This window comes from Vibrio sinensis, assembly GCF_003605645.1.
Classification (GTDB): domain Bacteria; phylum Pseudomonadota; class Gammaproteobacteria; order Enterobacterales; family Vibrionaceae; genus Vibrio; species Vibrio sinensis.
Map to the genome: position 1 here is coordinate 22,067 of NZ_QVMU01000025.1, position 22,796 is coordinate 44,862.

General features: G+C 40.1%; 20 protein-coding genes. 9 read left to right on the forward strand and 11 right to left on the reverse strand.

Translation table 11 applies throughout. The features are described 5' to 3' along the window. Positions 1–548 precede the first annotated feature (548 nt). Positions 549–1,535 carry a CobW family GTP-binding protein gene (locus tag DZ860_RS19215; protein WP_120034370.1) on the forward strand — a complete coding sequence of 329 codons (987 nt, stop codon included), beginning with the start codon at positions 549–551 and terminating at the stop codon, positions 1,533–1,535. A gap of 78 nt (positions 1,536–1,613) precedes the next feature. Here the strand turns inward: DZ860_RS19215 and ylqF are convergent, their stop codons facing one another. Together ylqF and DZ860_RS19225 are read right to left on the reverse strand one after the other, a co-directional pair. Next, positions 1,614–2,558 (reverse strand): ribosome biogenesis GTPase YlqF, encoded by a 945-nt coding sequence (gene ylqF / locus DZ860_RS19220; RefSeq protein ID WP_120034372.1) that lies wholly within the window; start codon positions 2,556–2,558, stop codon positions 1,614–1,616. Positions 2,559–2,923: 365 nt separating this feature from the next. Further along, positions 2,924–4,315, reverse strand: a complete 1,392-nt coding sequence (locus DZ860_RS19225; protein ID WP_120034374.1) for an MATE family efflux transporter — start codon at positions 4,313–4,315, stop codon at positions 2,924–2,926. 349 nt (positions 4,316–4,664) lie between these two features. Between DZ860_RS19225 and DZ860_RS19230 the strand changes: the two genes are divergently transcribed. Then, a complete protein-coding gene (locus DZ860_RS19230) occupies positions 4,665–5,438 on the forward strand; it encodes a DeoR/GlpR family DNA-binding transcription regulator (RefSeq protein WP_120034376.1) in 774 nt (257 codons plus the stop codon). 283 nt (positions 5,439–5,721) lie between these two features. Here the strand turns inward: DZ860_RS19230 and DZ860_RS19235 are convergent, their stop codons facing one another. Continuing rightward, positions 5,722–6,510 carry a DeoR/GlpR family DNA-binding transcription regulator gene (locus DZ860_RS19235; RefSeq protein WP_120034378.1) on the reverse strand — a complete coding sequence of 263 codons (789 nt, stop codon included), beginning with the start codon at positions 6,508–6,510 and terminating at the stop codon, positions 5,722–5,724. A gap of 67 nt (positions 6,511–6,577) precedes the next feature. After that, a complete protein-coding gene (gatZ, locus tag DZ860_RS19240; protein ID WP_120034380.1) occupies positions 6,578–7,837 on the reverse strand; it encodes a tagatose-bisphosphate aldolase subunit GatZ in 1,260 nt (419 codons plus the stop codon). 207 nt (positions 7,838–8,044) lie between these two features. On the opposite strand from gatZ, the gene gatA reads away from it, so the two are divergent. The 5 genes from gatA (at position 8,045) to gatY (ending at position 12,210) form a co-directional block, all read left to right on the forward strand. Beyond that, positions 8,045–8,512: a PTS galactitol transporter subunit IIA gene (gene gatA, locus DZ860_RS19245; protein ID WP_120034382.1), complete on the forward strand. Its 468-nt coding sequence runs from the start codon at positions 8,045–8,047 to the stop codon at positions 8,510–8,512. Continuing rightward, positions 8,509–8,790 carry a PTS galactitol transporter subunit IIB gene (gene gatB / locus DZ860_RS19250; RefSeq protein ID WP_120034384.1) on the forward strand — a complete coding sequence of 94 codons (282 nt, stop codon included), beginning with the start codon at positions 8,509–8,511 and terminating at the stop codon, positions 8,788–8,790. Before gatA ends, gatB begins: the two co-directional genes overlap by 4 nt. A 54-nt stretch (positions 8,791–8,844) precedes the next feature. After that, positions 8,845–10,209: a PTS galactitol transporter subunit IIC gene (locus DZ860_RS19255; RefSeq protein ID WP_120034386.1), complete on the forward strand. Its 1,365-nt coding sequence runs from the start codon at positions 8,845–8,847 to the stop codon at positions 10,207–10,209. Between the two features lie 89 nt (positions 10,210–10,298). Further along, positions 10,299–11,360 (forward strand): alcohol dehydrogenase catalytic domain-containing protein, encoded by a 1,062-nt coding sequence (locus DZ860_RS19260; protein ID WP_120034388.1) that lies wholly within the window; start codon positions 10,299–10,301, stop codon positions 11,358–11,360. Beyond that, positions 11,353–12,210, forward strand: a complete 858-nt coding sequence (gene gatY / locus DZ860_RS19265; RefSeq protein ID WP_120034390.1) for a tagatose-bisphosphate aldolase subunit GatY — start codon at positions 11,353–11,355, stop codon at positions 12,208–12,210. The genes DZ860_RS19260 and gatY overlap by 8 nt, the downstream gene beginning before the upstream one ends. Positions 12,211–12,580: 370 nt before the next feature. On the opposite strand, the gene DZ860_RS19275 is transcribed toward gatY, so the two are convergent. From DZ860_RS19275 to DZ860_RS19305, 7 genes are all read right to left on the reverse strand, one after another. Then, entirely contained in the window at positions 12,581–13,081 is a 501-nt protein-coding gene (locus tag DZ860_RS19275; protein WP_120034394.1) for an HAD family hydrolase, read from the reverse strand. 156 nt (positions 13,082–13,237) lie between these two features. Beyond that, positions 13,238–13,660: a hypothetical protein gene (locus tag DZ860_RS19280; protein ID WP_120034396.1), complete on the reverse strand. Its 423-nt coding sequence runs from the start codon at positions 13,658–13,660 to the stop codon at positions 13,238–13,240. 111 nt (positions 13,661–13,771) lie between these two features. Then, entirely contained in the window at positions 13,772–14,446 is a 675-nt protein-coding gene (locus DZ860_RS19285) for a winged helix-turn-helix domain-containing protein (RefSeq protein ID WP_165862934.1), read from the reverse strand. Positions 14,447–14,786: 340 nt separating this feature from the next. Beyond that, complete coding sequence (locus tag DZ860_RS19290; protein ID WP_120034400.1) at positions 14,787–16,982, reverse strand: YjbH domain-containing protein; 2,196 nt, start codon at positions 16,980–16,982, stop codon at positions 14,787–14,789. Further along, positions 16,982–17,692, reverse strand: coding sequence for a capsule biosynthesis GfcC family protein (locus DZ860_RS19295; protein ID WP_165862935.1), 711 nt, complete (start codon positions 17,690–17,692; stop codon positions 16,982–16,984). Before DZ860_RS19295 ends, DZ860_RS19290 begins: the two co-directional genes overlap by 1 nt. Positions 17,693–17,747: 55 nt before the next feature. Then, entirely contained in the window at positions 17,748–18,398 is a 651-nt protein-coding gene (locus DZ860_RS19300; protein WP_120034404.1) for a YjbF family lipoprotein, read from the reverse strand. Positions 18,399–18,476: 78 nt separating this feature from the next. Beyond that, on the reverse strand, positions 18,477–18,728 hold the full coding sequence (locus tag DZ860_RS19305) for a hypothetical protein (RefSeq protein ID WP_120034406.1): 252 nt from the start codon (positions 18,726–18,728) through the stop codon (positions 18,477–18,479). Positions 18,729–18,948: 220 nt separating this feature from the next. Here DZ860_RS19305 and DZ860_RS19310 point away from each other — a divergent pair, with 220 nt between their 5' ends. Further along, a complete protein-coding gene (locus tag DZ860_RS19310; protein ID WP_120034408.1) occupies positions 18,949–20,139 on the forward strand; it encodes a capsule assembly Wzi family protein in 1,191 nt (396 codons plus the stop codon). A gap of 56 nt (positions 20,140–20,195) precedes the next feature. Next, positions 20,196–22,790, forward strand: a complete 2,595-nt coding sequence (locus tag DZ860_RS19315; RefSeq protein WP_207890657.1) for an SLBB domain-containing protein — start codon at positions 20,196–20,198, stop codon at positions 22,788–22,790. Positions 22,791–22,796 lie beyond the last annotated feature (6 nt).

The window sequence follows — 22,796 nt, forward strand, 5'->3', positions numbered from 1 at the left end:
ACGCTCGTCATTGGTTAACTATAGCGACAAGAATGCAATATTGATTTCCAAATTTGGCAATTAAGAGCAAGAGCAGACCTCTGAATTCCACACTTTTTGGTTTGTTTTTGGTGGAGTCTAAACCGCGGATGTTTTACAAAAGAGCGAAAGCAATTGTTTTTAAAGGTAAAGAATATGGCAACCATGACAATCAAAATATAATACGTTTTTTTTCCAATTTTTTTCGTCGAAAACTTGAACTTTCTCAAAATTGAACCATAGTTAAATCGTAAGATCATTCGAACCAATTCGCATGGAGGAAACAAGGTCTTACCTACAATTTGGATGGATTCAACATATATCATTTCGTAATCCTCGTATTAGATCGGGAAGCATCCACAGACTTCCTAATTCGCACACTCACGATTGAGTAACGAGGGATTAAGGCGCGCTCAAGTAGTGCGCCTTTTGTCGTTTGGAAGTTTTGTTATTTCGGGTTAGTAATTCGATTTTTTCCGCTTATTCTGTCAGGTATAATCTCGCTATTAATGATATTTCGGAGCAACTCCATGACACGTAGAGTGCCGACCAACATAATTACAGGCTTTCTTGGTGTGGGTAAAACCACCTCGATTTTAAATTTACTCAAAAATAAACCCAGCGATGAGAATTGGGCTGTTTTAGTCAACGAGTTTGGGGAAATAGGCATTGATGGTGCCATGATGACCGATCAAGGGGCGCTAATTAAAGAAGTGCCGGGCGGTTGCATGTGTTGTACAGCTGGTGTGCCAATGTCAGTAGGTATCAATGCTTTGTTAAGACATAAACCCGACCGACTTATCATTGAACCAACAGGGTTAGGGCATCCAAAGCAAGTGATAGCGACATTAACATCAGCGCAGTACGAAAATTACGTTGATTTAAAAGCAACTATTGCTTTGGTTGATCCTCGAAATCTAAGCATAGAAAAATATACGTCGAACCAGAACTTTAACGACCAGTTAAACAGTGCTGATGTCATCATGGGTAATAAACTCGACTTGTGTAGCGACCATGATGTCCAGCAGTTCAATGATTGGGTATCACAGCAATCACCGGCAAAAGTATTTAGCCAATTGGTTAACCAAGGTGAAATGCCATTTGAAGTGTTAGACATTGAACGTGTACAAGGTGGTGCGTCTACGCACATCGAAGCACATCATCATCAGCATGCTGATTTAGAGCCGCAATTTGAACTGTCACCGGGTCAACCTTTCTTACGTAAAGAAAATAAAGGTCAAGGTTATTTTAGCTGTGGCTGGTTGTTTGGCGCTGAGTATTTGTTTGATTTTGATCAGCTGTTTTCAATACTATCTGCATTGACGGCTGAACGAGTTAAAGCGGTGATGAATACCACACAGGGTTGCTACGCATTTAACGTGGCCAATGGTGTGGTGTCAGTGCATCAAATGAGTTTGGAGGGGTTTGAATCTCGCCTTGAAGTGATTGATTCGCAGCTGTTGCCATGGGATCAACTGGAAACTATTTTGCTCGAATTAGCTGGTATTTCGCGCTAATCAAAGACCCAATATCAAATGATACCCAAGCCAGGAATCTTAAAGTGGCTGGGTATCATACTAATTTATCGCTAGTTGTTAACGTTTATTACGTAGGTAGCGTTTACGACGTTCTTCTTTTTTCTTGATTTTTTCTTCGATCTTACGTGCAGTTTCGATCTCAACTTCGATCAATTCTTTCGTAATCATCTCTGGCTTTTCTAGCGTTAATTGACCTAGGGTGCCGTTTCGAAGTTCATGCAGTAAAATTTCAGATGCTTTATGTAAGTCAACACGTCCACCAGCGCGCAAAGCACCACGGCGACGACCAATCTCTTCCATAATCTCGAGATCTGATTCTGGTAAATCTTCGATCTGGTAGCGTTCTTTTAGCTTTTCAGGGTAAGCATTAGCTAAGTATTCAACGGTATAAAATGCTACTTCATCATATTCCATCGCTGTGTCTTTTACAGCACCAGTTGCCGCTAAACGGAAACCACTGTGTGGGTTTTCTACTTTTGGCCACAAAATTCCCGGAGTATCAGATAGCACAATACCATTTTGTAGATTAATACGTTGTTGACGACGGGTAACTGCTGGTTGGTTACCGGTGACTGCGATAGTACGGCCAGCAAGTGTGTTGATGATTGTTGATTTACCAACGTTTGGAATACCCATAATCATGGTACGAATATTCTTACCGATCTCTTCACGGTGTGGTGCAAGTTTACGGCAAAGCTCGAGAATCTTATGGACTTCTTGTGGTTGAGAAGTCGTGATCGCCATTGCTTTTACGTTGTTTTCTTTTTCTAGGTGGTCGATCCACAGTTGAGTCATTTCTGGATCAGCAAGATCGCGCTTATTAAGCACTTTTACTACGGGTTTATCGCCACGTAGCTCAGAAATCATTGGGTTTTCACTACTAAACGGAATTCGGGCATCGAGTACTTCAATAATCACGTCAATCTGAGGAATTGCTTCTGCAATCTCTTTTTGCGCTTTATGCATGTGCCCAGGAAACCATTGTATTGAGTTGTTAACCATCTGTTTTTATTACCTTAAATTCATCTATTTTAGCCAATTCTTTGATATGAAGCCCAAATGGGGCTTAGAACTGATTATTGCAACCCATTAACTTGGTTAAGGTTAATTCAACTAATCGTATTCAAAGATAAAGCGTGGCTGAGGTCTTTATAGCATTGTACCACTTTTCCTCAAGGAGTCGTCTTTTGTCTTCGAGGAAAGTGTAGAACCTAGTTATGCTAGTTTATCAGCATGAACAAAAAGCTTCTGTGCAAACAAAAAGTTTCTGAGTTCATAAAAAAAGCGCGTTATGGCTGGTGGCCGTAACACGCATTCTTTTTTAATTAATCGATCACCAAGTGATTGATATGATGTCAGTTTGTTGATTAATTTTCCGTTACGCTATTCAGGACGAACGATGTACGACGCTTGACCACGTAACGCAATCTCATCAACATCAGCAATGCGGCGACGGTTAAGCCAGTTAGAATTCCGACCCAAAAGCCTTTTTCACCCATAGCTGGAACAAGGTGATCGGTTAATCCCAACACCACACCCAATGGAAGTGCTAATCCCCAATAAGAAGCAATAGCAAGGAACATCGGAATTTTGGTGTCTTTATAACCACGTAGTGCACCATTGGCAGACGTTTGCAGCGCATCGCTGAACTGATACATCGCCGTCAGTGCCAGTAGCGTTGCAGCCGTTGCACTGATTGCTGGGTCTGTCGTGTAAAGTCGGATAATCCATTCAGGGAATAAGAGGAATATCGCAACTGAAACAAGTGAAATCAGCGCTGCGATAAGAATACCTATTTTACTGCGTTCTATCGCACCTAATTCATCTTTTGCGCCAAGCGCATGTCCAACGCGAATGGTAATGCCAAATGAGATGCTCATTGGTATCACATAAGTCATGCTAGAAATATTCAGCGCAATCTGTGCGGCTGCGACATTTTCCGCGCCAATACGACCAATCAAAAGCGCGATCACTGCAAAGATACTGCCGCATACCGCAATGTTCATACCGATAGGCAAACCTAGCTTGAGTAAGTGAACCATCTCTTTTGCGCGTGGTTTGGCATCGGAAAAACGAATAATGGTCTTATAGTGGTGATGTCCTTTGATATAGGAATAAAGCAACCCTGACATCATCCAATAAACCAAGCTGGTCGCCCAACCACAACCCACTGCGCCTAGTTCTGGAAATCCGAATTTACCGTAAATTAGGACGTAGTTAACGGGAATATTTACAAGTAAACCAATCACCGAAATGATCATTGCGACTTTGGTATTGTTCATACCCTCGCAAAAACCATTTAAGGTGTAGAAAAGGGCGATTCCGGGTACACCAAAAGCTAAAGCAAACGCATAATCGCTCGCAATCGGGATAATTTCTGAGGCCACCCCGATCCATTCCAATATTGGCTTAGCACTGACGAGATAAATAATCAGTAACACGCTGGAGATTAACGCCAGCCACACCATTTGGAAGAACTCAACGGATATACTCTCAAAATCTTGTGCGCCGCGGTGAAATGCCACCACAGGTGTTAGCGCCATAATAACGCCACGAAGCAGCAGCAATACGGGTATCCAAAGACTGGCACCTAGTGCAATTGCAGCGAGATCGGCAGGACTAACTTGACCGGCCATTGTTGTATCAACAAAGCCCATAGCTTGAGTTGCTATTTGAGTTAAAATAATAGGAACCGAAAGATGCATTAATGCACCCGATTCACGAGTAAAGCGTGTAAAAGGACGTGTAGTGGTTTGCATGGAAGTTCTAATACACCAATAGAAATGCACCAATGATGGCAGGATAGCGAGTGTGCATTTTAGGGTGTGCCCGTTAGGCGGCGACAATATAAACACCTTATATAATCGAGTCAAGGTAAGAGTTTGATTGTGTATTTGAACTAGTTAAGGCATATTTTTTATCGATTTTGAATATGGAGCTGAGTAGAAGATGGAATGTAAATTTTGTTTTGTTTGAACTCTATGTCGGTTCGATTTGACCGTTCAATTGCAGGCATTGGTGTATAGATATATACAAAAGAGTTAACTTCGTTATATCATCAAGTGTGAAAATATTCGAAAGCAATTGTAACTAGTGGAACGCATATTTATGAATCAGCTAGAACGTAGAGAAAATATACTTAAATCACTCCATGAAAATGGCCAAGTGTTGGTAAAAGAATTAGCGGTGAATCTCAAAACATCAGAGGTGACGCTCCGTGCTGATCTAAGAGCATTAGAAGAAGATGGTAAGTTGAAACGATTTTTTGGAGGAGCACAGAGAATTCAGAGCCTTACTTTCTCAAATTCTGATGTGGAAGTTCAAATTGAGAGACGTTATGAAATCAATGCCGAAGCGAAACAGAGAATCGCGACGAAAGCAGTCTCTTTGATTTTACCATCAGATACCATTATTTTGGATAGTGGAAGTACTACACATTTGGTTGCCGAAAAACTTGCACTAATTAGAGGTAATACGGTAATAACTAATAACCTTGCGGCATGCGTTGCTTTGATGGACTCAGAAGAAACAACGTTGGTGGTTATTGGTGGTACTTATCGAAATAAAACTAAATCGCTTCACGGTTTTCGAGCAGAGCAATGCTTAGATGGGGTCCAAGCTGATGTATTATTTGTGGGCGCAGACGGTCTAGATGTTGAAAAAGGGATTACAACTTTTAATGAAGGTTATGCGATAACAGATGTGATGGCAAAATGTGTTAAACGCGTTGTTGCAGTTGTTGATTCCACTAAACTAGGTCGTATCGGCTTTAACAAAGTACTTGATACCTCACAAATTGACACCTTAATTATTGATGATGGTATATCCCCGGAAGAAAAAGTACGTTTTGAAGCAAGTGGTGTAGAGGTATTAATTGCTTAGGTCATGTAATCAGATCAACTATCTCTATTACTGCAATCACTATAATTTTTTGTGATGTTGCCCCGGCAATCGCATCTTCCAAAATAATGCATTGACGGGGAGTGTTCTCAATTTCTCTAGGTATCGGAACTGGATAATTTTGGATTCTGCTTCTTACTGTTGCTGGTCATATACTGTTAGAGTTTGGAGTGTAGTATATTCTATTTTCATTGCAGATAGTAACTATGTTTCATAAGAACAAATTAATACATTCTCAAAGATTCAATGTGATTTTAATACCTCATTATACAACAATTACGCTTATTCCTTTTTCTTCAAAACGGTCTATTACGCTCTGAGGTATCTCGGAGTCAGTTATAATAGTCTGAAGCTGTTCGGGTGCTAAAACCTCATTGAATCCTGAACGAGAAAGCTTAGATGAGTCAGCTAGAATGAAAATTAATTTTGCACATTGAGCCATTACTTGTGTAACATTGTATCCCTCATTAAATGTAGTGATGCCTCTTTCAGGGTCTAAACCATCAGCACCTATGAAAGCAATATCTGCGTAAATCCCATCAAAAAACTGCTCCGCTTTTTGCCCATGAATTGATTGCGAGACAGAGCGATAAATACCACCGCTGAGAGCTAGCGTTATGGAATTGACACAGACTAATGAACTTGCAGCAGCGAGGTTGTTGGTAATTACTGTTAAGTTTCCTTTCTTAGCCAGTTCACGAGCGAGGAGGTGTGTTGTACTGCCACTATCAATAATCACTGTAGCATTGCTAGGAACCATTTCAGCAGCTTTTCGTGCAATTCTCGTTTTGGCAGTATCATTGATTTTATATCGTTGACTTACATCAAGTTCGAAATCAAATTTCTGGTTTTTATCTTTCAAAGTGTGTGTGGTATCAGGGAGTTTTGCCCCTCCGAAAAATCGCTGTAACTTGCCTTCTTTTTCTAAGCTTGATAGGTCACTTCTCACAGTCACTAGAGAGGTTGCTAGTCGGCTCGCGAGGTCTTTTACTTCAACAGAGCCTTGCTCAGAAAGTAATTGGATAATTTTATCCCGTCTTGATCTTATATTCATAATTTTCTGTCCAGATAAAATAAATTAACGAAATACAGATAGTTAATATTTCGTTAATTACCCTTGTCTACTTACAAGCGAGAGAATATTGTGCAATAATTTCTTGTATTTTGTCTATGATCAACATTTTTGGGCTCGAAGTGATAATCCCAGAGCTTACTTTGATATATTGATTTGGCATGAATTGACTCAATATCGTTAAAGGAATATCGATGTCATTTAAGTTATTGATCAAGCGTTGTTGAGAGGCTTGAATTCGGTCATCTGTCCAATAATACCGAATTCTGTCTGAGAAACTAAAATGAAGATTATTAATGATGTCAGAGTGCTTCTCTCCATAATATGACTTCCAATATTTTGGCTTATCCAATAATACGGAATCAACAACTTGCTTAAATTGACTATTCTGTTCCGTTTTTACCAAACGGTTTTCAATTTCTGCTAATGAAAACAATGCTTCTCGTAACGCAAATGTAAGGGCGGGGCCGACTTTCAAAATTGAAAAATGTGTTTGAACCAGTTCTTTTAGGTGTGTTGCTGTTTGGTAATCGGTTGAGTGTGCTTCGTAAACCCATGCAGTACTTTCGATATACTGCGAAATTTCGTCAGCTTTTAGTTTGTCATAGCGGATAACATTACTGTGGTCAAATTCTACTCCGGGCTGGACCACAACACCAATCACTTTATTAATAGCATCGCCTATACCGAAAGCCTCAAAGGCAGTAATGTGAGTATCGACGGTTGCTCTAACATCTTTTAACTTAGTCACATGGACAGCATCAATTTCGCAAGCTTCCCCCCCAGGGACAGGAACTTCAGTACCAATGATGTATGTAATTTTATCGCGATTTTCGTTACTGACATATTTTTCTGCAATAGTACATAGTTCGGCAGCTCGATGAGCAACGATAGATGGATCTAGCGGCATAGTATCATCTGCGCAAGACATAGAAGCATCAAGATGAATTTTAGTGAAGCCCGCTTCCACATATTGTTTAATAAGTTCTCGAGATTTTTCCATTGCCTCTCCTGCTGTTTCATTCTGCCAACAATTCGGTCCAAGATGATCTCCTCCTAGAATGATTCTATCTTTCGGAAAACGAGTCTTGTCAGCAATCTCGTAGACATAATTTACGAAATCTATTGGTGTCATTCCTGTATAACCACCAAATTGGTTAACCTGGTTAGATGTAGCTTCAATGATTACTTGTGTTTCATTTTCTAACTCATAAGCAAAAGTAGCTTCAATAACAAAAGGGTGGGCAGAACATACTGAATATACGCCAATACTGCTATTGCTCTTATGCTGCTTTACAATATCTTTCATCTCATAGACCTCTTTAAACGATTTACCTTTAAGTACTTCGGTGAAAAATCAATTAACTGTAAGATAAAATATAACATCGGTAATTTCGTTTGTCTTCGTATTATTTCGTTTGCTTTCCATATTTCGTAATTGTGATTTTGATCTCTTTACGGATTCGTAAGTTTGGCCTAATGTGTAAACGAAACTAAACGAAATGGTTGGAACGAAATGAATACTCAACTTCTGGTAAACATGAACGTTGAATTGGCAACAAGTGAAGATGCATTGAATCATATCAGTGAGTTCTTGATTGAAAATGCGTACGTTAAGCCGAGCTATGATATGGCGATTCGCGAAAGAGAGGCTATGTATCCTACTGGTATTGACTTGGGGTTCGGTGCTGTAGCTATCCCTCACTGTGATGCAGCTCATGCAATTAAACCTTGTGTCTATCTGATCCGCCCCGTGAAACCAATTGTATTTGAGCGTGCTGACGATGATGGTGAAGTTAAAGCAGCCATTATTATGGCATTAGTGGTTACAAACCCAGCAGAACAAATGAAACTATTAAGGAGTTTATTTAGCTCGCTACAAGATGAAGTTTTTTTTAACGATTTAAAAAATTCAACAACGATTGAATCTATGATTGAAATATTCAATTCAAAAATTTTATACATAGCTGAGGAAATAATATGATTAAAGTAATAGTAGCATGTGGTGGTGCTGTAGCAACATCGACCATGGCAGCAGAAGAAATTAAAGACTTATGTGAAGAACATAACGTTGAAGTTGAAATAATTCAATGTCGTGTTAACGAAATTGAAACCTATATTAGTGATGACGTTTCATTTATTTGTACAACAGCTAGGGTTGATAGAACATTTGGAGAAATACCGTTATTCCATGGAATGCCATTTATTTCAGGGGTCGGAACTGACGAATTAAAAGATAAAATGCTCGCTGTAATTATGTAGAAAATTTAATCTTTAATTCAATTCAGTATGTATTAACAAAAGGAATTTACTGCAATGTTGAATGATATAATTAGATATGTGCTCGATCTAGGGCCAACGGTAATGTTGCCAATTGTCATTATGATATTTTCTTTGGCTTTTGGAATGAAATTGGGTAACGCGTTCAAATCAGGCCTACATATCGGTATTGGGTTTGTAGGTATAGGTTTAGTCATTGGTTTAATGCTGGATTCTATAGGGCCAGCAGCGCAAGAAATGACAAAGAATTTCGGTATTGAATTAAGTGTTGTTGATTTAGGGTGGCCGGGTACAGCACCTATTGCGTGGGCAAGTGAAATGGCTTTGATAGCTATCCCGATAGCAATTGCTGTTAACATTTTGATGTTGGTTACTAAGATGACTCGTGTCGTTAACGTAGACATCTGGAATATTTGGCATATGACTTTCACCGGAGCAATGGTACATATGGCAACAGATAACTATATGCTCGGAATTCTTGGGGTAGTTATTCATGCGGCTTTTGCGTATAAATTGGGGGACTGGTTTGCTAATGACACGAGGAAGTATTTTGGTTTAGATGGTATTGCGGTACCTCACGGAACCTCTGCATATTGTGGCCCTATCGCAGTAATGGTGGATGCTATAATCGAAAAAATTCCGGGTGTTCGCAATATTCATTTTTCAACGGATGGCATTCAAAAGAAATTTGGCGCATTAGGTGAACCTGTTGTCGTTGGATTCATCATGGGATTGGCAATTGGCTTATTAGCCGGATATGACTTACAAAACATCTTGCAATTAGCAGTTAAAACAGCTGCGGTGATGTTATTGATGCCACGCGTAATTAAGCCAATCATGGATGGTCTAAATCCGATTGCTAAACATGCAAGAACTCGTCTTCAAAGTAAATTTGGAGGAGAAGACTACTTAATTGGGTTAGACCCAGCATTACTACTTGGTCAAACAAACGTTGTATCAGCAAGTTTACTATTTATCCCGTTATCAATTTTTATTGCTGTGCTTCTTCCTGGTAACTCTATTTTGCCTTTTGGCGATTTAGCAACGATTGGTTTCTTTGTTGCAATGGGGGTTGCCGTACATAACGGCAATTTGTTTAGAACCATTATTTCTGGTTCTATCGTAATGGCAAGTACCTTATGGATTGCGACACAAACAATTCCATTTCTGACTAAGCTTGGCCAAACAACTGGGCATGTAACAGGTAATAATTTGATTGGTTCAATGGATCAAGGTGGTGCACCTATAACTTATATTCTAATTGAAATGTTTCGATTAGAAAATTTAGGTGGCTTGCTGGTTATTGGTGGTGTGTATGGAATTGCAGTTGTAATGACTTGGGCACGCGCAAAAAAACAACAAAAAATTATATTTGAAGAAAAAACAGCGGTAGAAGTTTAATTAAAAATGACTGGCTTATTCTAGYCAGTCATTTTCAGGGATTTTAATAAACCGTATATCTTTATACGTGTGTCGTCGTGAGTGAAACTATGAATATGAATAATCATGTCGAAATTTTAGAAAATGGGAAACTGCAGTTAAAATCATATGATATGCCAGAGTTCAACACTGATGAAGTTCTTATAGAAGTTTATTTTTCAGGTTTGTGTGGTTCTGATGTACCAAGAATTTTTAAAAATGGTGCTCATTTCTATCCAATTACTCTAGGCCATGAGTTTTCTGGTAAAATTATCGCAGTTGGAAAGGATGCGAGTAAATTCTCTGTAGGTGATAGAGTTTGCTGTGCTCCATTAGTACCTTGTCAAGAGTGCGATGTATGTAATAAAGGGTTGTACTCACTTTGTAAAAATTACTCTTTTGTTGGATCTCGCCGCCAAGGCGGCAATGCCCAATTTGTCTCTATTCCTCAAAAATGTTGTTTTAAGCTCCCTGAAACCGTTTCGCTTGTTGAGGGGGCCTTTTTTGAACCGATTACCGTTGGTCTTCACCCTCTCATTATGAGCGGAGGCTGTCAGAATAAGCATGTGGTGATTATTGGTGCTGGTACTATTGGGTTACTTACACAGCAAGCGGCTAAAGCTATGGGAGCGGCATCTGTTACAACGATAGATATTTGTGATAAAAAATTGGTTTCAGCTCGATCTTTAGGTGCTGATCGTACGGTTAACTCACTAGATGAAGAACAGCTTGCTGCCTACAAGATTGAATCTGAGTTAACTCCCAATCAACTTATCATCGAACTCGCAGGGGTACCTGAAACACTGAAACTGAGTTTGGACTTAGCAGGGCCCAAAGCTGATGTATATCTGGTGGGAACCATACATAAAGATTTTGCTATTGCGTATAAAGAATACGAAAAAATCTTACGCAAAGAATTATCCCTAGTTGGTAGTTGGATGAACTACTCGTTTCCTTACCCGGGCGAAGAATGGGATATTGCTTGCAATTTATTTTCAGAGAGTAAAGTCGACACGAGTCTACTACTTGACGGTATTTACCTACCTGAAGATTACATCGCAAGAGTTGAAAATATTCCGAAACAAGTAATGACGGGTAAAATACTATTAAGCTGGGGGCAAGCTGATGAATAATATTATTAACAGTAATTATTGGTTGATAAAAGCACGACGCGAAAAATATGCTATTCCTGCATTTAATTTTCATAACTTGGAAACAGTTCAAGTCATACTTGATACAGCAAGATTATTAGAGTCTCCGGTTATCCTAGCAGGAACGCCTGGAACATATGGTTATGGAGGTTCTCGAGAATTACTTAATATGGTTGATGCAGCTGCTCGTGAAAGGGACATGCAAGTTGTTGTCCATCTCGATCATCATCATGATTTAAATGATATTCGTACGAAAGTACGCCTTGGCATTCGATCTGCGATGATAGATGGTAGTGCACTGCCGTTATCTGAGAATATTGCTTTGACTCGTGAAGCGGTCCAACTTTGTCATGCTTACGGCTGTTCGGTAGAGGCAGAGATAGGTCAACTTGTTGGACAGGAGGATGATTTGGTTGTGGAATCAATTAATGATCCATATACAAATCCAGAAGATGCGAAGATATTAGTTGAGCAAACCGGAATCGATTCGCTTGCTATCGCGATTGGCACGGCTCATGGGATGTACAAAGAAGAACCTAAGTTGGACTTTGAACGTTTAGAAAAAATTGCATCTTTGGTAGATATACCACTAGTACTTCATGGTGCATCGGGTGTGCCTAGTGCGGATGTACAACGTTGTATTGACCTAGGTATCGCAAAAGTTAATGTGGCAACAGAATTAAAGATTGCATATTCCGATGCGTTAAAACAGGTCATGAAAGAACAACCTTTAGTTAATGATCCTCGGGTTTATAACAAAGCACCAAAAGAAGCGATGGCCCAAGTCGTTAAACAGAAGATTCTGATGTGCCGTAGTGACGGAAAACTCTAAATAAGCAGTTCCCCCTTATCGACTGCTCCTGAGGTAAGAGACTACTAAGTAGTCTCTTTTTTCCATTCTATTTGTCTATACGAGATTGAGCATGGTTCTAAATTTTTTCTTGAAAAAGCAGTTATCGATTAACAGTGATATCTTTATAGTGTTACATGAACTTATGTATGTGCCTAGTGGCTTGATAAAGCTAACTGAGTTTCGAAAGCTACGATCTAGCATTTTCTGTCATGACATTAAATGGTTGCTAATGTTTTGTCATGAGCATGCATATGTTGAGTTCAACGGTGAGTCAGTTCAATTAACAGAAGTGGGCTTACAATTTTATCTTAAACAAAAGCATCACCGAGCAAATAGCATGGTTGATTCGTTATAATTTGGCATGAGATAACTCTACGTAAAAACAAATATCTTTTAAGCGTTTCACCTGAACAATGCTGTCACTGAGGGGGAGGTTGATTGAATTTGTATTGAGCCAAATTGCTTGAATACCAACGGAGAGAGCAGGGGCAATATCATCGTCGAACGAATCGCCAATCATGGTCACAGAACTCGCGCAGACATTTAACTCTTTTAGGATTCGATGAAAAAATTCCGGCGTTCCTTTACCTATGCCTAAGTTAGCCTTACAAAAATACCCATCGATGTACTGCGCTAAGTCAACTCGATCGAACGCGGCTTTGATTTCATTGCTCGATGAATCAGCAGCGTTTGTTGCGATATAAATATCACTGTGTTTAACTAATTTAGCTAACAACTCTGATGCACCATCGACGGCTTGGACGTCGCGCCATTCGCACATTTTCCCGTTTTGAACAGGGAAATCGACCATGAGAGTATTGCCCCAGTCAAACAAATATATGTTTGCCATTATCCCTCCTTAATAACAAATCGATTTAGCTGTGCTAAACATATGGAATTGTCGTTTAACCAACAACTCCACATGTAAAACGTCCTCGTTCCTGTTCTGATCCGAGTCTCTTTAGGCTGACTTAGAGATGAACTTATACTGAGGTTTTATAAAATATTAGTTTAAGCACTCAAACCCGACATTAGAGATGGTCATTTTGGAAGAGCCTCGAAAAATTAGACTGCAACGTTCATCTAATGCATAGACATTTTGATCAAGAACTTTGACTTTCATTTCTGGGTTAAGAGCAAGAAAGCTATTATTTCCCGTTTTTTGTAAATTGTAGACATAAAAATCACTTTCATTTTCATGCCTAACATCATCATCAACGGTATTCGTAAACGTTTTACTGGTTTTTAATTGGTTTTTATATTGTGTGGAGAAACTGATTTGGTGAGAGTTTTTTGTTTCGATTACGCCATACCACTCAGTCGTTTGAGAGTAGGCTAACCCGATAAGGATTGTGTTTAATAGAATGAGTGAGGCGGCAATATGCAATTTATATTTAAACAGAGCTTCGCCGTATTTTTTTGCGAACATAATATTGTACCCAGTGATGCATGATTGGAGAAAATGGCCAATCGGGAGTTAACTTAAATGGTTATCGTATTGGTTGCTAAATGAACGATATCTAGATGTCATTTAACTAAGTTAAGAACAATCTAAGGTGTTGGTTCCTTTAGTAAAAGAGCATTCGTTTTTCCCAATTTGTACATGGACCACATTCCCGTCTTGTGACTGAGAAAAAAGTGGGTATGGGGTCGACTGCATAACGGATTTAAATGAGTACTTATAGTAAATCGAAGAACCCGCATGAAATGCGTTGATACAGGTGAGAATCAATAAGCTCAGTAGTAAAACCGACCATGCGCGATTAAGATTTGATTGAGTTTTTAGTTTTTTGTTCAACGTGACGATTGGTTGAATGGGAATTACATCATTGACATTACTTATGTCATTTACTGGATTTAAGTTATCTGCTTCTAAAGGAATATCGAGAGAGAAATTTAACAGATAACCAATCCCGGGCTTATTAGCTACGATAGTCTTGTCATCATCACCAAGTACCTGCCTAGTTCGATTGATTAACTGAGGTAAGCTTTCTGATGAAATATGTTTAGTACCCCATACTTTTTCGATGATACCTTCTTTGTCAATCGTTGAGGGACTCGCCTCAAGTAAACAAGAAAGTAGATCGAACTGTTTTTGGGTTAGAGAAATCGTATCTTTTTTCGAGCCGTTTTTTATTCCCTTGTAATAAAGAGTTCTAGTATTTATTTTCCATTGGTAATCGCCTAGCGCGATAGTATCTAAATGAGTATTCATCGTAGCGAGTTCTGACATTGTAGTTATATTAGTTTGTTTTTCGACAAGCGATAACAGAATTATTTTTGTGTAATATCGAGGATTCGGCTTTGATAGTCAATGCTAAAGTTCAATAACAGGTAGATATAGGTCATCTTTAAACTATTGATAATATGATGAATTACAATAAATGTAATTGGGATGAGTAAATAATGTAATTTTTCTGGCGGATAGTTAACGGAGGATGGGAGAGGCTGAAAAGCAAAAGACCTAATGAAGTTAGGTCTTTTGAGTCATTGGTAATTCTCAACCACCGCTTATTAGTGCGGTGGTTATTGTGCTAACTAATGGAGGTTAATTGCTAATTGCTAATTGGTCTTTGGTACCATTGTTTGCGGGCATCTGTCATATCAAACAATTGATATTGTTTTCTTAACATTTGTCCACCATCTCGAGTGATAGGCTCCCAAGAGATGTTTGCTCTGCTTGTACTTGGTTTAATCGTCATAATATCCATAGGTATAGAGACGTAAAAGCCTTTGTTGTAGCTACCCTCACCATATTCTTCAGCGGTTAGATCAGTAATAGTGGCGTAAGCCCCCACGATGACACCCGAATCGAATTGTTTTGAGAAATCTACGCGAGCTCCAACATCGCCACCGAGGAATTTACCTGCACTCACTTTGAACAGGGTATCTTCAAACCACTGCCATTGTGGCATGTAATAGCCAGTTAAGTGACCGGTTGTCCCTTTGCTTAGTACGTAACCTTGACACTCTGGCGTTGCTTTGTTGCATGTTTGCTCATCATAGAAAAAGTAGTCATCTTGATAAACACCAAACCATGAGTCAGGGTCTCGTTGACTGACAATATTAGCATCCACTCCAACGGCCCAATTTGAGTTAAGCGGTCGATAGAGCACTTCGCTACCTACGCCAGCAAACATCATCTCTAAATAACCTGCATATACCTGTGTATATAAATTACTCGTAGGTTGCTCAAACCAAGTTAACTGAAGGTGGTTGAGTCGTGCAGGGTTATCATGCACATAAGCTCGGAACATTGTACGAACTCTAGGTGTCGAGTAGTTGCGAACGTGTGGAGAATTTTCAACGTAGTTAAATTTGTCGTAGTTGTCGACAATATTAAAATAAATGGATCCGCCTAGTTCGATGTTATCCGTGAGCCATAGATTCGCATCGGTGTTGATCCCAAGCGCAAAGAGATAGAAAGCTTCAGGAGCACCGATACTTTGTGTTAGTACGGGGTTAATACCGTAATCCCAACGTTCACGAGAGGAGGCGACTTTGTATTCAACATAAGATGTAGGTTGCTTTGTCGTAAAGGCATCGTTAACGCTTACACCGACACGTAAGTTTTGGCTTGCTTCGATGTATTTCTCTCTGTCAATTAGCGTCTCAGTTAGGCTTATTCCGTTCGTTTCTTCAATAACTCGGAATGTCGAAATGTTTTCATCCGCACTATTGTTTAAGATAGCGGCAGTTCGTTCTAACGCTTCATTACGATTGCGATATTTGGTCTGCTCACCAGTTACCGTGATGCTATTTGAAGTGACATGAATATCGTTGGCGACATACCCAGCGTTGGATTCTATCGCGTTTGATACTTGATCCCAATTGACCTCAGATGGGCGTAACTGTGTCGTTTTAGCAATAGGTTCATCACGCCAAATGGATCGTAGATCATTGAAGTTAGTATAAATATTAAAACCAGCAGTCAATGTGTCACCACGTTGATAACTTAATTTGATATCACCCCAATCGCTCACACGATAGTTTACCCCAACGTTCCAAGGTGTATGTTGTGGCATTTTCTTATTGCTATGTTGAACTGGGAAGTCATCTGAATAATCGTTGCCATCGTATTCAATTTTGATTCGTAGTGGTTCGTATGGAGTTTGGTACTCAACGCCTCCAAAGAGTGAAGCCGGACCTTTAAACCATCGTTGATAGTCAACACTACCACCAGAGCCGTTGTAATCATTCGGTCTCTGGCAGTACTTGTCACTGATCTCGCAAAATGGATTGCTGATATTACCGCTTTGACCTAAATAACCCCAGCCAAGTCCGAGAGTAAAATCGAATGCGCCAAATCGTTTGGTTGCAGCAAGATATTCGGCATCAAAAAGTCCAGTCCCACCAAAATCGCGTACGCCAATCGAAGTCTCAGGTACCCAATAACTCTCTTCGAGCAGTCGAATTTTAAAATCAATGCCTTTATCTGTGTAGATGTTATCACCGCTATAATTAGCATCTGAATTAAATAGCACGTCGGGTACACGGGTATAGCGAATAGTTGTTTCTAGCCAACTCATTAATTGCAGAGAAACCATGTAGTGATGATAATCTTCATTGACCGTCATCCCAACGTTAAACTCACCCTCTTCAGCCATACGTGCAGTTGGTGTTTGCATTAAGCCAGTACCGCCAAAATCTGATTGGGATACTTTCCAAGTAGCGTCCACTTCAGCTAACGCATAATTTGTTGAGACCAAGCCCAAGCAAGCAAACATTAGAGTAATACGATTAATATTCATTACTGCGCTTTTCTCATTGTGATTAGTTTTACGATATCTTCTTCAAGCTCACTCCAAGCGGGAGTATCAGAGTCCATGCCAATAAAAATCGATGTATTTGGCGTTAAGTTAATCGACTCTTCGTTCCAAGCGGCGTAGCCAACACGTTTATACTTGCCATCTGGATAAATGACCCATACGTAGCTTTGATGTGCACTAGAAAGAAGGTACGCATCAGACAGGTAATCATGAAGGGGCTTGGTCGATGATAAAGGTGCGGAGTGGGGTTTAAAGAGTAATCCCTCGATAAACACGCTTTCTTTTCGAATGGGAGTTATAAGCTCAAAGTCGCCATCCATAACTGGATTGTTTTTGGTGAAAAGTCTTACTAAATCATAGTCTAATGAGATATTTAGTCGATAACCGACGTCCCAATGCTGAATTTGTTGCTGAAGTAATTGAGCTGATTGAGCCAACGTATCATCAGATTTTTGTACGTATTGTAAGCGCTCTATTACTTTTTGCTTAAGCTCGAGAGCCTCTGCATTTTTGTTCTTATCAAACAATTGGAAACCCAATGGCAAAATGAGAGGGGCATTTGATGGAGAGTTTGTCCAAACGGTTGAAATCAATTGATCAAGACGGATGTTTTGTTTGTAAACGAAAGTTTGATTTTGGATTGGCAATTCAACCCTAACCTTATTTTCTTCCGCATATAGATTTGGGATCATCGTTACAGCCCAAATAAGTATGAAATATTTAGTCAGATTTTTCATAAAGAGGTCGCTATTTATGGTAAGGCTTCAATACTTCATATTCAATATGGAGTTTATTTGGGATCAGCCATTGTGAGCTTTTTAGAGTGTGATCATCAGAATTTTGCCAATATTGATTGGTGTAATTCGAGTTCGTTTTGGAAAAAGCGAGATTTTCTTGAACGAGAGTCGTCTTTTGTTGCCAAATTAATGATGAAAGGTCTTCCTTGCCAATTTCCTTTGATGTAATGATGACAGGTTGGCTGTAGGAATAGTCTGGGGTCCAATCGTAAAGAGCTTGGAATGAACCTGAATTAGCCATTGTTTGAGCTAAAGTGACCGATGCTAAATTTGCAGAAGGAAGATTGATGGTTTTTACGATTCGTCCGTTTTCAGTCACAATCATAGCGTGATCGGAAGAGACCCATTTGAGCTGCATGTGACCAGTCGCTGGGTTTAACTCGGCAAATGCCAATACCATGAAAATCAAAGGCCCTTGGTTGATTCGTGCTTGTATACTTGCGTACGGCAAGTTACTTACTTGCTCTTTGGTCATCTCGACGTCATCAAAACCGAAAGCGGCTTCTTTCAACGTCGCATTTAAATCGTTAAATTTCTGACTGCATCCACTGATAAGTAATAGAGCGAATAACATAACGCTCAGTTTTGTGCAATTGCGCATCAATTACATCCTAGTTATAAAAATATAAAAGCGCTCCTTATAAGCATTGGAGCGCTTTGTTTTATCTATTTATGGTACTTAGTTAGTTGTGCCGTCTGGGCTAGTACCATCATTGTCAGATGTCGCTACAACAGCAACAGCTGCAACCGCTGCAACACCAACAGCAACTGCTGCAGTCGTTGCAACGCCAGTTGCTGCTGCAGTTGCAGTTGCTGCACCCGCTGCACCGCCAGTAGACGCGCTAGCTGCAGCGCCAGTCGCTTCTGCAGCAGCAAATACTGACGTTGACGCCGTCAATGCAATGATCATAGCCAAAGCAGTTTTTTTCATTGTTGAATCCTTAAAAACTATATTAAAAAATGACGTAGTAAAACTACGCCACCTTATATGTTAGTGCGAAATCGGTTCAATAAGGTAATTACAATTGATTTAAAATGATTGTAACTGGTATTTATAAAGTCCGGAAAGATAACATACCGCCAGATTAATTTAAGTCGTCATAATCATAAGTTGAGACGGCATTAAGAAACTATTTTTCAGGTCTGTCGTTTTGTTTTATTGGTTAGCTCTTGCATTGGTTAGTTTTACTGCTACCAGTTCCCCTTGGATAGAAAATGATGATGTTTACTTACGTTCGAGTTTAGTTGCGTTGTCGGATGATGGGGCACTCGAGGGATTAACGAATAGTTATCCTTTACGTTGGTCATCTGTCCATCAAGTTAATTCTGGGACAGCCCTCTCATACGAAATGGCTCATTTTAAATATCAACGCCAGTCTGCAAAATTAAGTCGTGGTAACAAAAGGGTTTACATCTCTGGTGGTTCCGCCGTATCGACACCAACCCGTTTTGGTAGTTACCAGCAAGAAGAGTTCTTATTTGGGTCAAGCTATGAATTGCTACGCAACGATTATGCCTTTCGATTGGACAGTCAATATAACCAACCTGATGGTGACGTGTCGTTTAAAAATAGCTATATAGCTTTTAATCATGGTGACTTTCTAGCCGATGTTAGTTCGCTTCCACGTTGGTGGGGCCAAGGTTGGAACAATACGTTAATTTTGAACACCAAAGGCAATGATATCGACTTAAATTTGAGTTGGATGGGGGAATCGAGCTATATCGGTAATTGGAGTGTGATGAGCTTATTTTCTTATTTAGACGATGACCCTTTCGATTCTCGAGCTTCTCTTCGTATCTCAAACAAACCTCTAGCTTGGTTTGAATATGGTGTCGTAGCCCATCATTGGTTTTCAACGAACGAAAGCAGCTTAACTAGCGATGATGAACAATTCGGTGTCGATCTGCGTGTAAGTATGCCGAGCGCTTTTGGCGTTAGTCATGCATTTTATGCCGAAGTCGTTTCAACATACGATGCACAAGAATTGGGTGCTTATTTATATGGTTGGAGTGGTCTTAAATCATTTAGTTCGAACTCTATACGCCTTTCTTTAGAAGCGATCTCTGCGCCATCGGAGTCACGTTGTACAAGTGCAATCGATGAAACATCTCGCTGCTTTACACAGAGTACGTCGGTAAATAGTTATGTTCAGCTTTCAAACGACCACCAGTTTACGGTTAGTTATGTTAATGAGCAGACACATAACGATCGTGATGAAACGTACATGATGTCTTACACAATCCCTTGGTTAGCAGGAAAGTTGACGGTTGATATTGAGCGCCAGTTTTCAAGCCAAGGTCATAATACAAATGCTTGGTCTAGATATGAATTTAGGTTTTAACCCGAATCATGCTTAGATTTCCCTTAAAATTAATAAATTATAATAGAAATACTAATATGCGTAAGTTGGGTGTTTATTTAATTGTATTCTTGTTCAGCGGGGTTGTGCATGCTATGCAACCATCGCCGGCACAAATAGCACAATTTAAGTCGTTATCTCCAAGTCAGCAACAAATGTTGGCTAAGCAGATGGGCGTTGATATATCGACGCTACAGGGAAAAGGTGCTGAGGCTGTCGTCGAGGTAGCACCAAGTATTCAACGATCAACGGTAATATCATCGTCGAATCAGACCAAACAGGTGGCTAAGCAATCAGGGAGCCATTTGAAACATTTTGGTTATGATGTTTTTTCGGGCCAACCACTTAGTCATGCCGCTATTCAAGATATGCCAGTACCATTGAACTATGAGATTGGTGCCGGAGATGTTATTCGAATTCAACTTTTTGGTAATACTTATCAAGATCTAAAACTGAAAGTAGATCGCGAGGGTAAAGTGGTACTGCCAGAGTATGGCTCTGAGTATGTTGCAGGACAGACCTTAGGCGAACTAAAAGACAGTATTACTTCATTTGTTAAAAGAAAAGCGATTGGCGTTGAAGCGCTCGTATCTTTAAGTTCAATGCGCGCGATGCAGATCTTCCTTGTTGGGGAAGTTGTACAGCCAGGTGCTTATAACGTTAATGCATTAACAACCATTTCCCAAGTGCTGACCGCTGCCGGTGGTATTAATGAAACAGGATCGCTACGTAACATCCAATTAAAGCGCGAGGGGCGTATTGTCGCGCACTTTGACGCCTACGATATGCTTATACATGGTGATTCGAGCGGTGATGTTCGCCTTATGGCGGGAGATACCTTATTTGTCCCAGTCAAGAAAGCATCCGTGAAAATTACTGGGCAGGTGCTTAAGCCTGCTTATTATGAACTTATTCAAGGTACAACGGTTGATAACCTTATCTCAATGGCAGGAGGAGCAAAGCCCAACGCTTACCTGTCGGCGGTAAATGTCACTCGTTATACTAATAAGGGACCAAAGCAATACACGTTAGATCTTTCGCATTCTGCTAATCGAAGTTTTGCTTTGCATAATGGTGATGAAATATCGCTACAGCAAGCCGGAGCGACATTGAGTGGCGCTTTTGCGTTGAGAGGTGCAGTTGCTCGACAAGGTGCTTATCAGTTGAAAGGTAACCCGTGGTTGAGTGACGTGGTATCAAAAGAAACCCTATTGGAAACAGCAGATCTTTCTTATTCATTGGTTGTTCGAGAAAAAGGACTGAATAAACAAATTGAAGTCATTCAAATTGATTTGGGTAAGTTACTGACTCAACCAAGATCGAAATATGATATTAAGCTTCTAGAAAGTGATCAGATATTCGTTTTTGATAACGGGTTAAACCTTGATTATTGGTATCGGAAGAAAACCAATAGTACGGCAAAAGCTAAAAATACCGGTGATAGAGTCGTAGAAAGGTTAGATCAAGAAACGGGTGCGCTCGTAACAGTTGATCAGTCTGCAAAGGTGGCCGGTGGAAACATTGAAGAAGTGGCTCAAGCTGATTTTGTTCGACACGCCAGCAGAGATAATTTGTTAAAACCTATAGTAGAGCGTTTGAAAGCTCAGGCAACGTTAAACAATGCCGCGCCATTAATCTCAGTTTCGGGTGCAGTTAAATATCCAGGCGTTTACCCATTAGCAATTAATGCAGATTTTAATCGTGTAATTGAGGCCGCTGGTGGTTATTCAGAGCAAGCTTATCTATTTGAAGCGGAATTGACTCGTGAATATAAGCAAGGTGATAAATTCACTATTGACCAGTTGGTCTTTTCACCAAGAGAAGTTGGCGCTGGCCAACAGCCACTAATTCTGCAAGCGCAAGACAGCATCATGATAAAGATGCAGCCAGAGTGGCAACGAGACTTAACCGTTGAACTACAAGGGGAAGTGGTTTTCCCGGGTACTTATACCTTTAAGCGTGGTGACACCATTGTTGATCTGCTTGAACGTGCGGGCGGTATGACTCGATTTGCTTACCCTAATGGCGCAGTTTTTAGCCGTGAAAGTTTGAAAAGACAAGAGCAAGAGCGTCTGAAACTGCTCAACCTCCAGTTAAAACAGGAAATTGGTAACTTGGCACTTCGTCGTCAAAACACCAGTGCAACCTATACGACAACGCCACAAGATGCGATGGTTGTAGCGGACGAATTGGCTAAGATGGAAGCGATGGGACGCCTAGTGATTGATTTGCCGAAAGCGATAAACGGCGATCCAACCGCTAATATCATGCTAGAAAACGGGGATAAGCTTTATATCCCTAATATGCAGCCTGTTGTCAGTATTATGGGTGAGGTTCAATTTGCTTCTAATCATACCTATACACCGGACTTTTCAATTGACGATTATCTTGAAGTCGCTGGTGGTACTAAAAAGCAGGCGGATACAGGCAGAATTTATGTTGTTAGAGCCGATGGTTCAGTGATGATGCCAAATAACTCATTTTGGTTTAGCCGTAGTTCAGGTGAGCTTGAACCAGGTGATACGATTATCGTACCTATTGATGTCGATTACCTTGATGGTTTAAGTACCTTGACCTCAGCAACACAGATCTTGTACCAAATCGGTGTCGCTTGGAGCGCAGTTAAAAACTAGAACTTT

Coding starts and splice junctions, on each gene's coding strand:
- gatZ (WP_120034380.1), bottom strand. CDS start 7,837: ATGAAAGATATTGTAAAGCAGCATAAGAGCAATAGCAGTATTGGCGTA.
- DZ860_RS19255 (WP_120034386.1), top strand. CDS start 8,845: ATGTTGAATGATATAATTAGATATGTGCTCGATCTAGGGCCAACGGTA.
- DZ860_RS19295 (WP_165862935.1), bottom strand. CDS start 17,692: ATGATCCCAAATCTATATGCGGAAGAAAATAAGGTTAGGGTTGAATTG.
- ylqF (WP_120034372.1), bottom strand. CDS start 2,558: ATGGTTAACAACTCAATACAATGGTTTCCTGGGCACATGCATAAAGCG.
- DZ860_RS19290 (WP_120034400.1), bottom strand. CDS start 16,982: ATGAATATTAATCGTATTACTCTAATGTTTGCTTGCTTGGGCTTGGTC.
- DZ860_RS19275 (WP_120034394.1), bottom strand. CDS start 13,081: ATGGCAAACATATATTTGTTTGACTGGGGCAATACTCTCATGGTCGAT.
- DZ860_RS19230 (WP_120034376.1), top strand. CDS start 4,665: ATGAATCAGCTAGAACGTAGAGAAAATATACTTAAATCACTCCATGAA.
- DZ860_RS19260 (WP_120034388.1), top strand. CDS start 10,299: ATGAATATGAATAATCATGTCGAAATTTTAGAAAATGGGAAACTGCAG.
- DZ860_RS19305 (WP_120034406.1), bottom strand. CDS start 18,728: ATGAAAAAAACTGCTTTGGCTATGATCATTGCATTGACGGCGTCAACG.
- DZ860_RS19280 (WP_120034396.1), bottom strand. CDS start 13,660: ATGTTCGCAAAAAAATACGGCGAAGCTCTGTTTAAATATAAATTGCAT.
- DZ860_RS19215 (WP_120034370.1), top strand. CDS start 549: ATGACACGTAGAGTGCCGACCAACATAATTACAGGCTTTCTTGGTGTG.
- DZ860_RS19235 (WP_120034378.1), bottom strand. CDS start 6,510: ATGAATATAAGATCAAGACGGGATAAAATTATCCAATTACTTTCTGAG.
- gatY (WP_120034390.1), top strand. CDS start 11,353: ATGAATAATATTATTAACAGTAATTATTGGTTGATAAAAGCACGACGC.
- gatB (WP_120034384.1), top strand. CDS start 8,509: ATGATTAAAGTAATAGTAGCATGTGGTGGTGCTGTAGCAACATCGACC.
- DZ860_RS19315 (WP_207890657.1), top strand. CDS start 20,196: ATGCGTAAGTTGGGTGTTTATTTAATTGTATTCTTGTTCAGCGGGGTT.
- DZ860_RS19285 (WP_165862934.1), bottom strand. CDS start 14,446: ATGAATACTCATTTAGATACTATCGCGCTAGGCGATTACCAATGGAAA.
- DZ860_RS19300 (WP_120034404.1), bottom strand. CDS start 18,398: ATGCGCAATTGCACAAAACTGAGCGTTATGTTATTCGCTCTATTACTT.
- gatA (WP_120034382.1), top strand. CDS start 8,045: ATGAATACTCAACTTCTGGTAAACATGAACGTTGAATTGGCAACAAGT.
- DZ860_RS19225 (WP_120034374.1), bottom strand. CDS start 4,315: ATGCAAACCACTACACGTCCTTTTACACGCTTTACTCGTGAATCGGGT.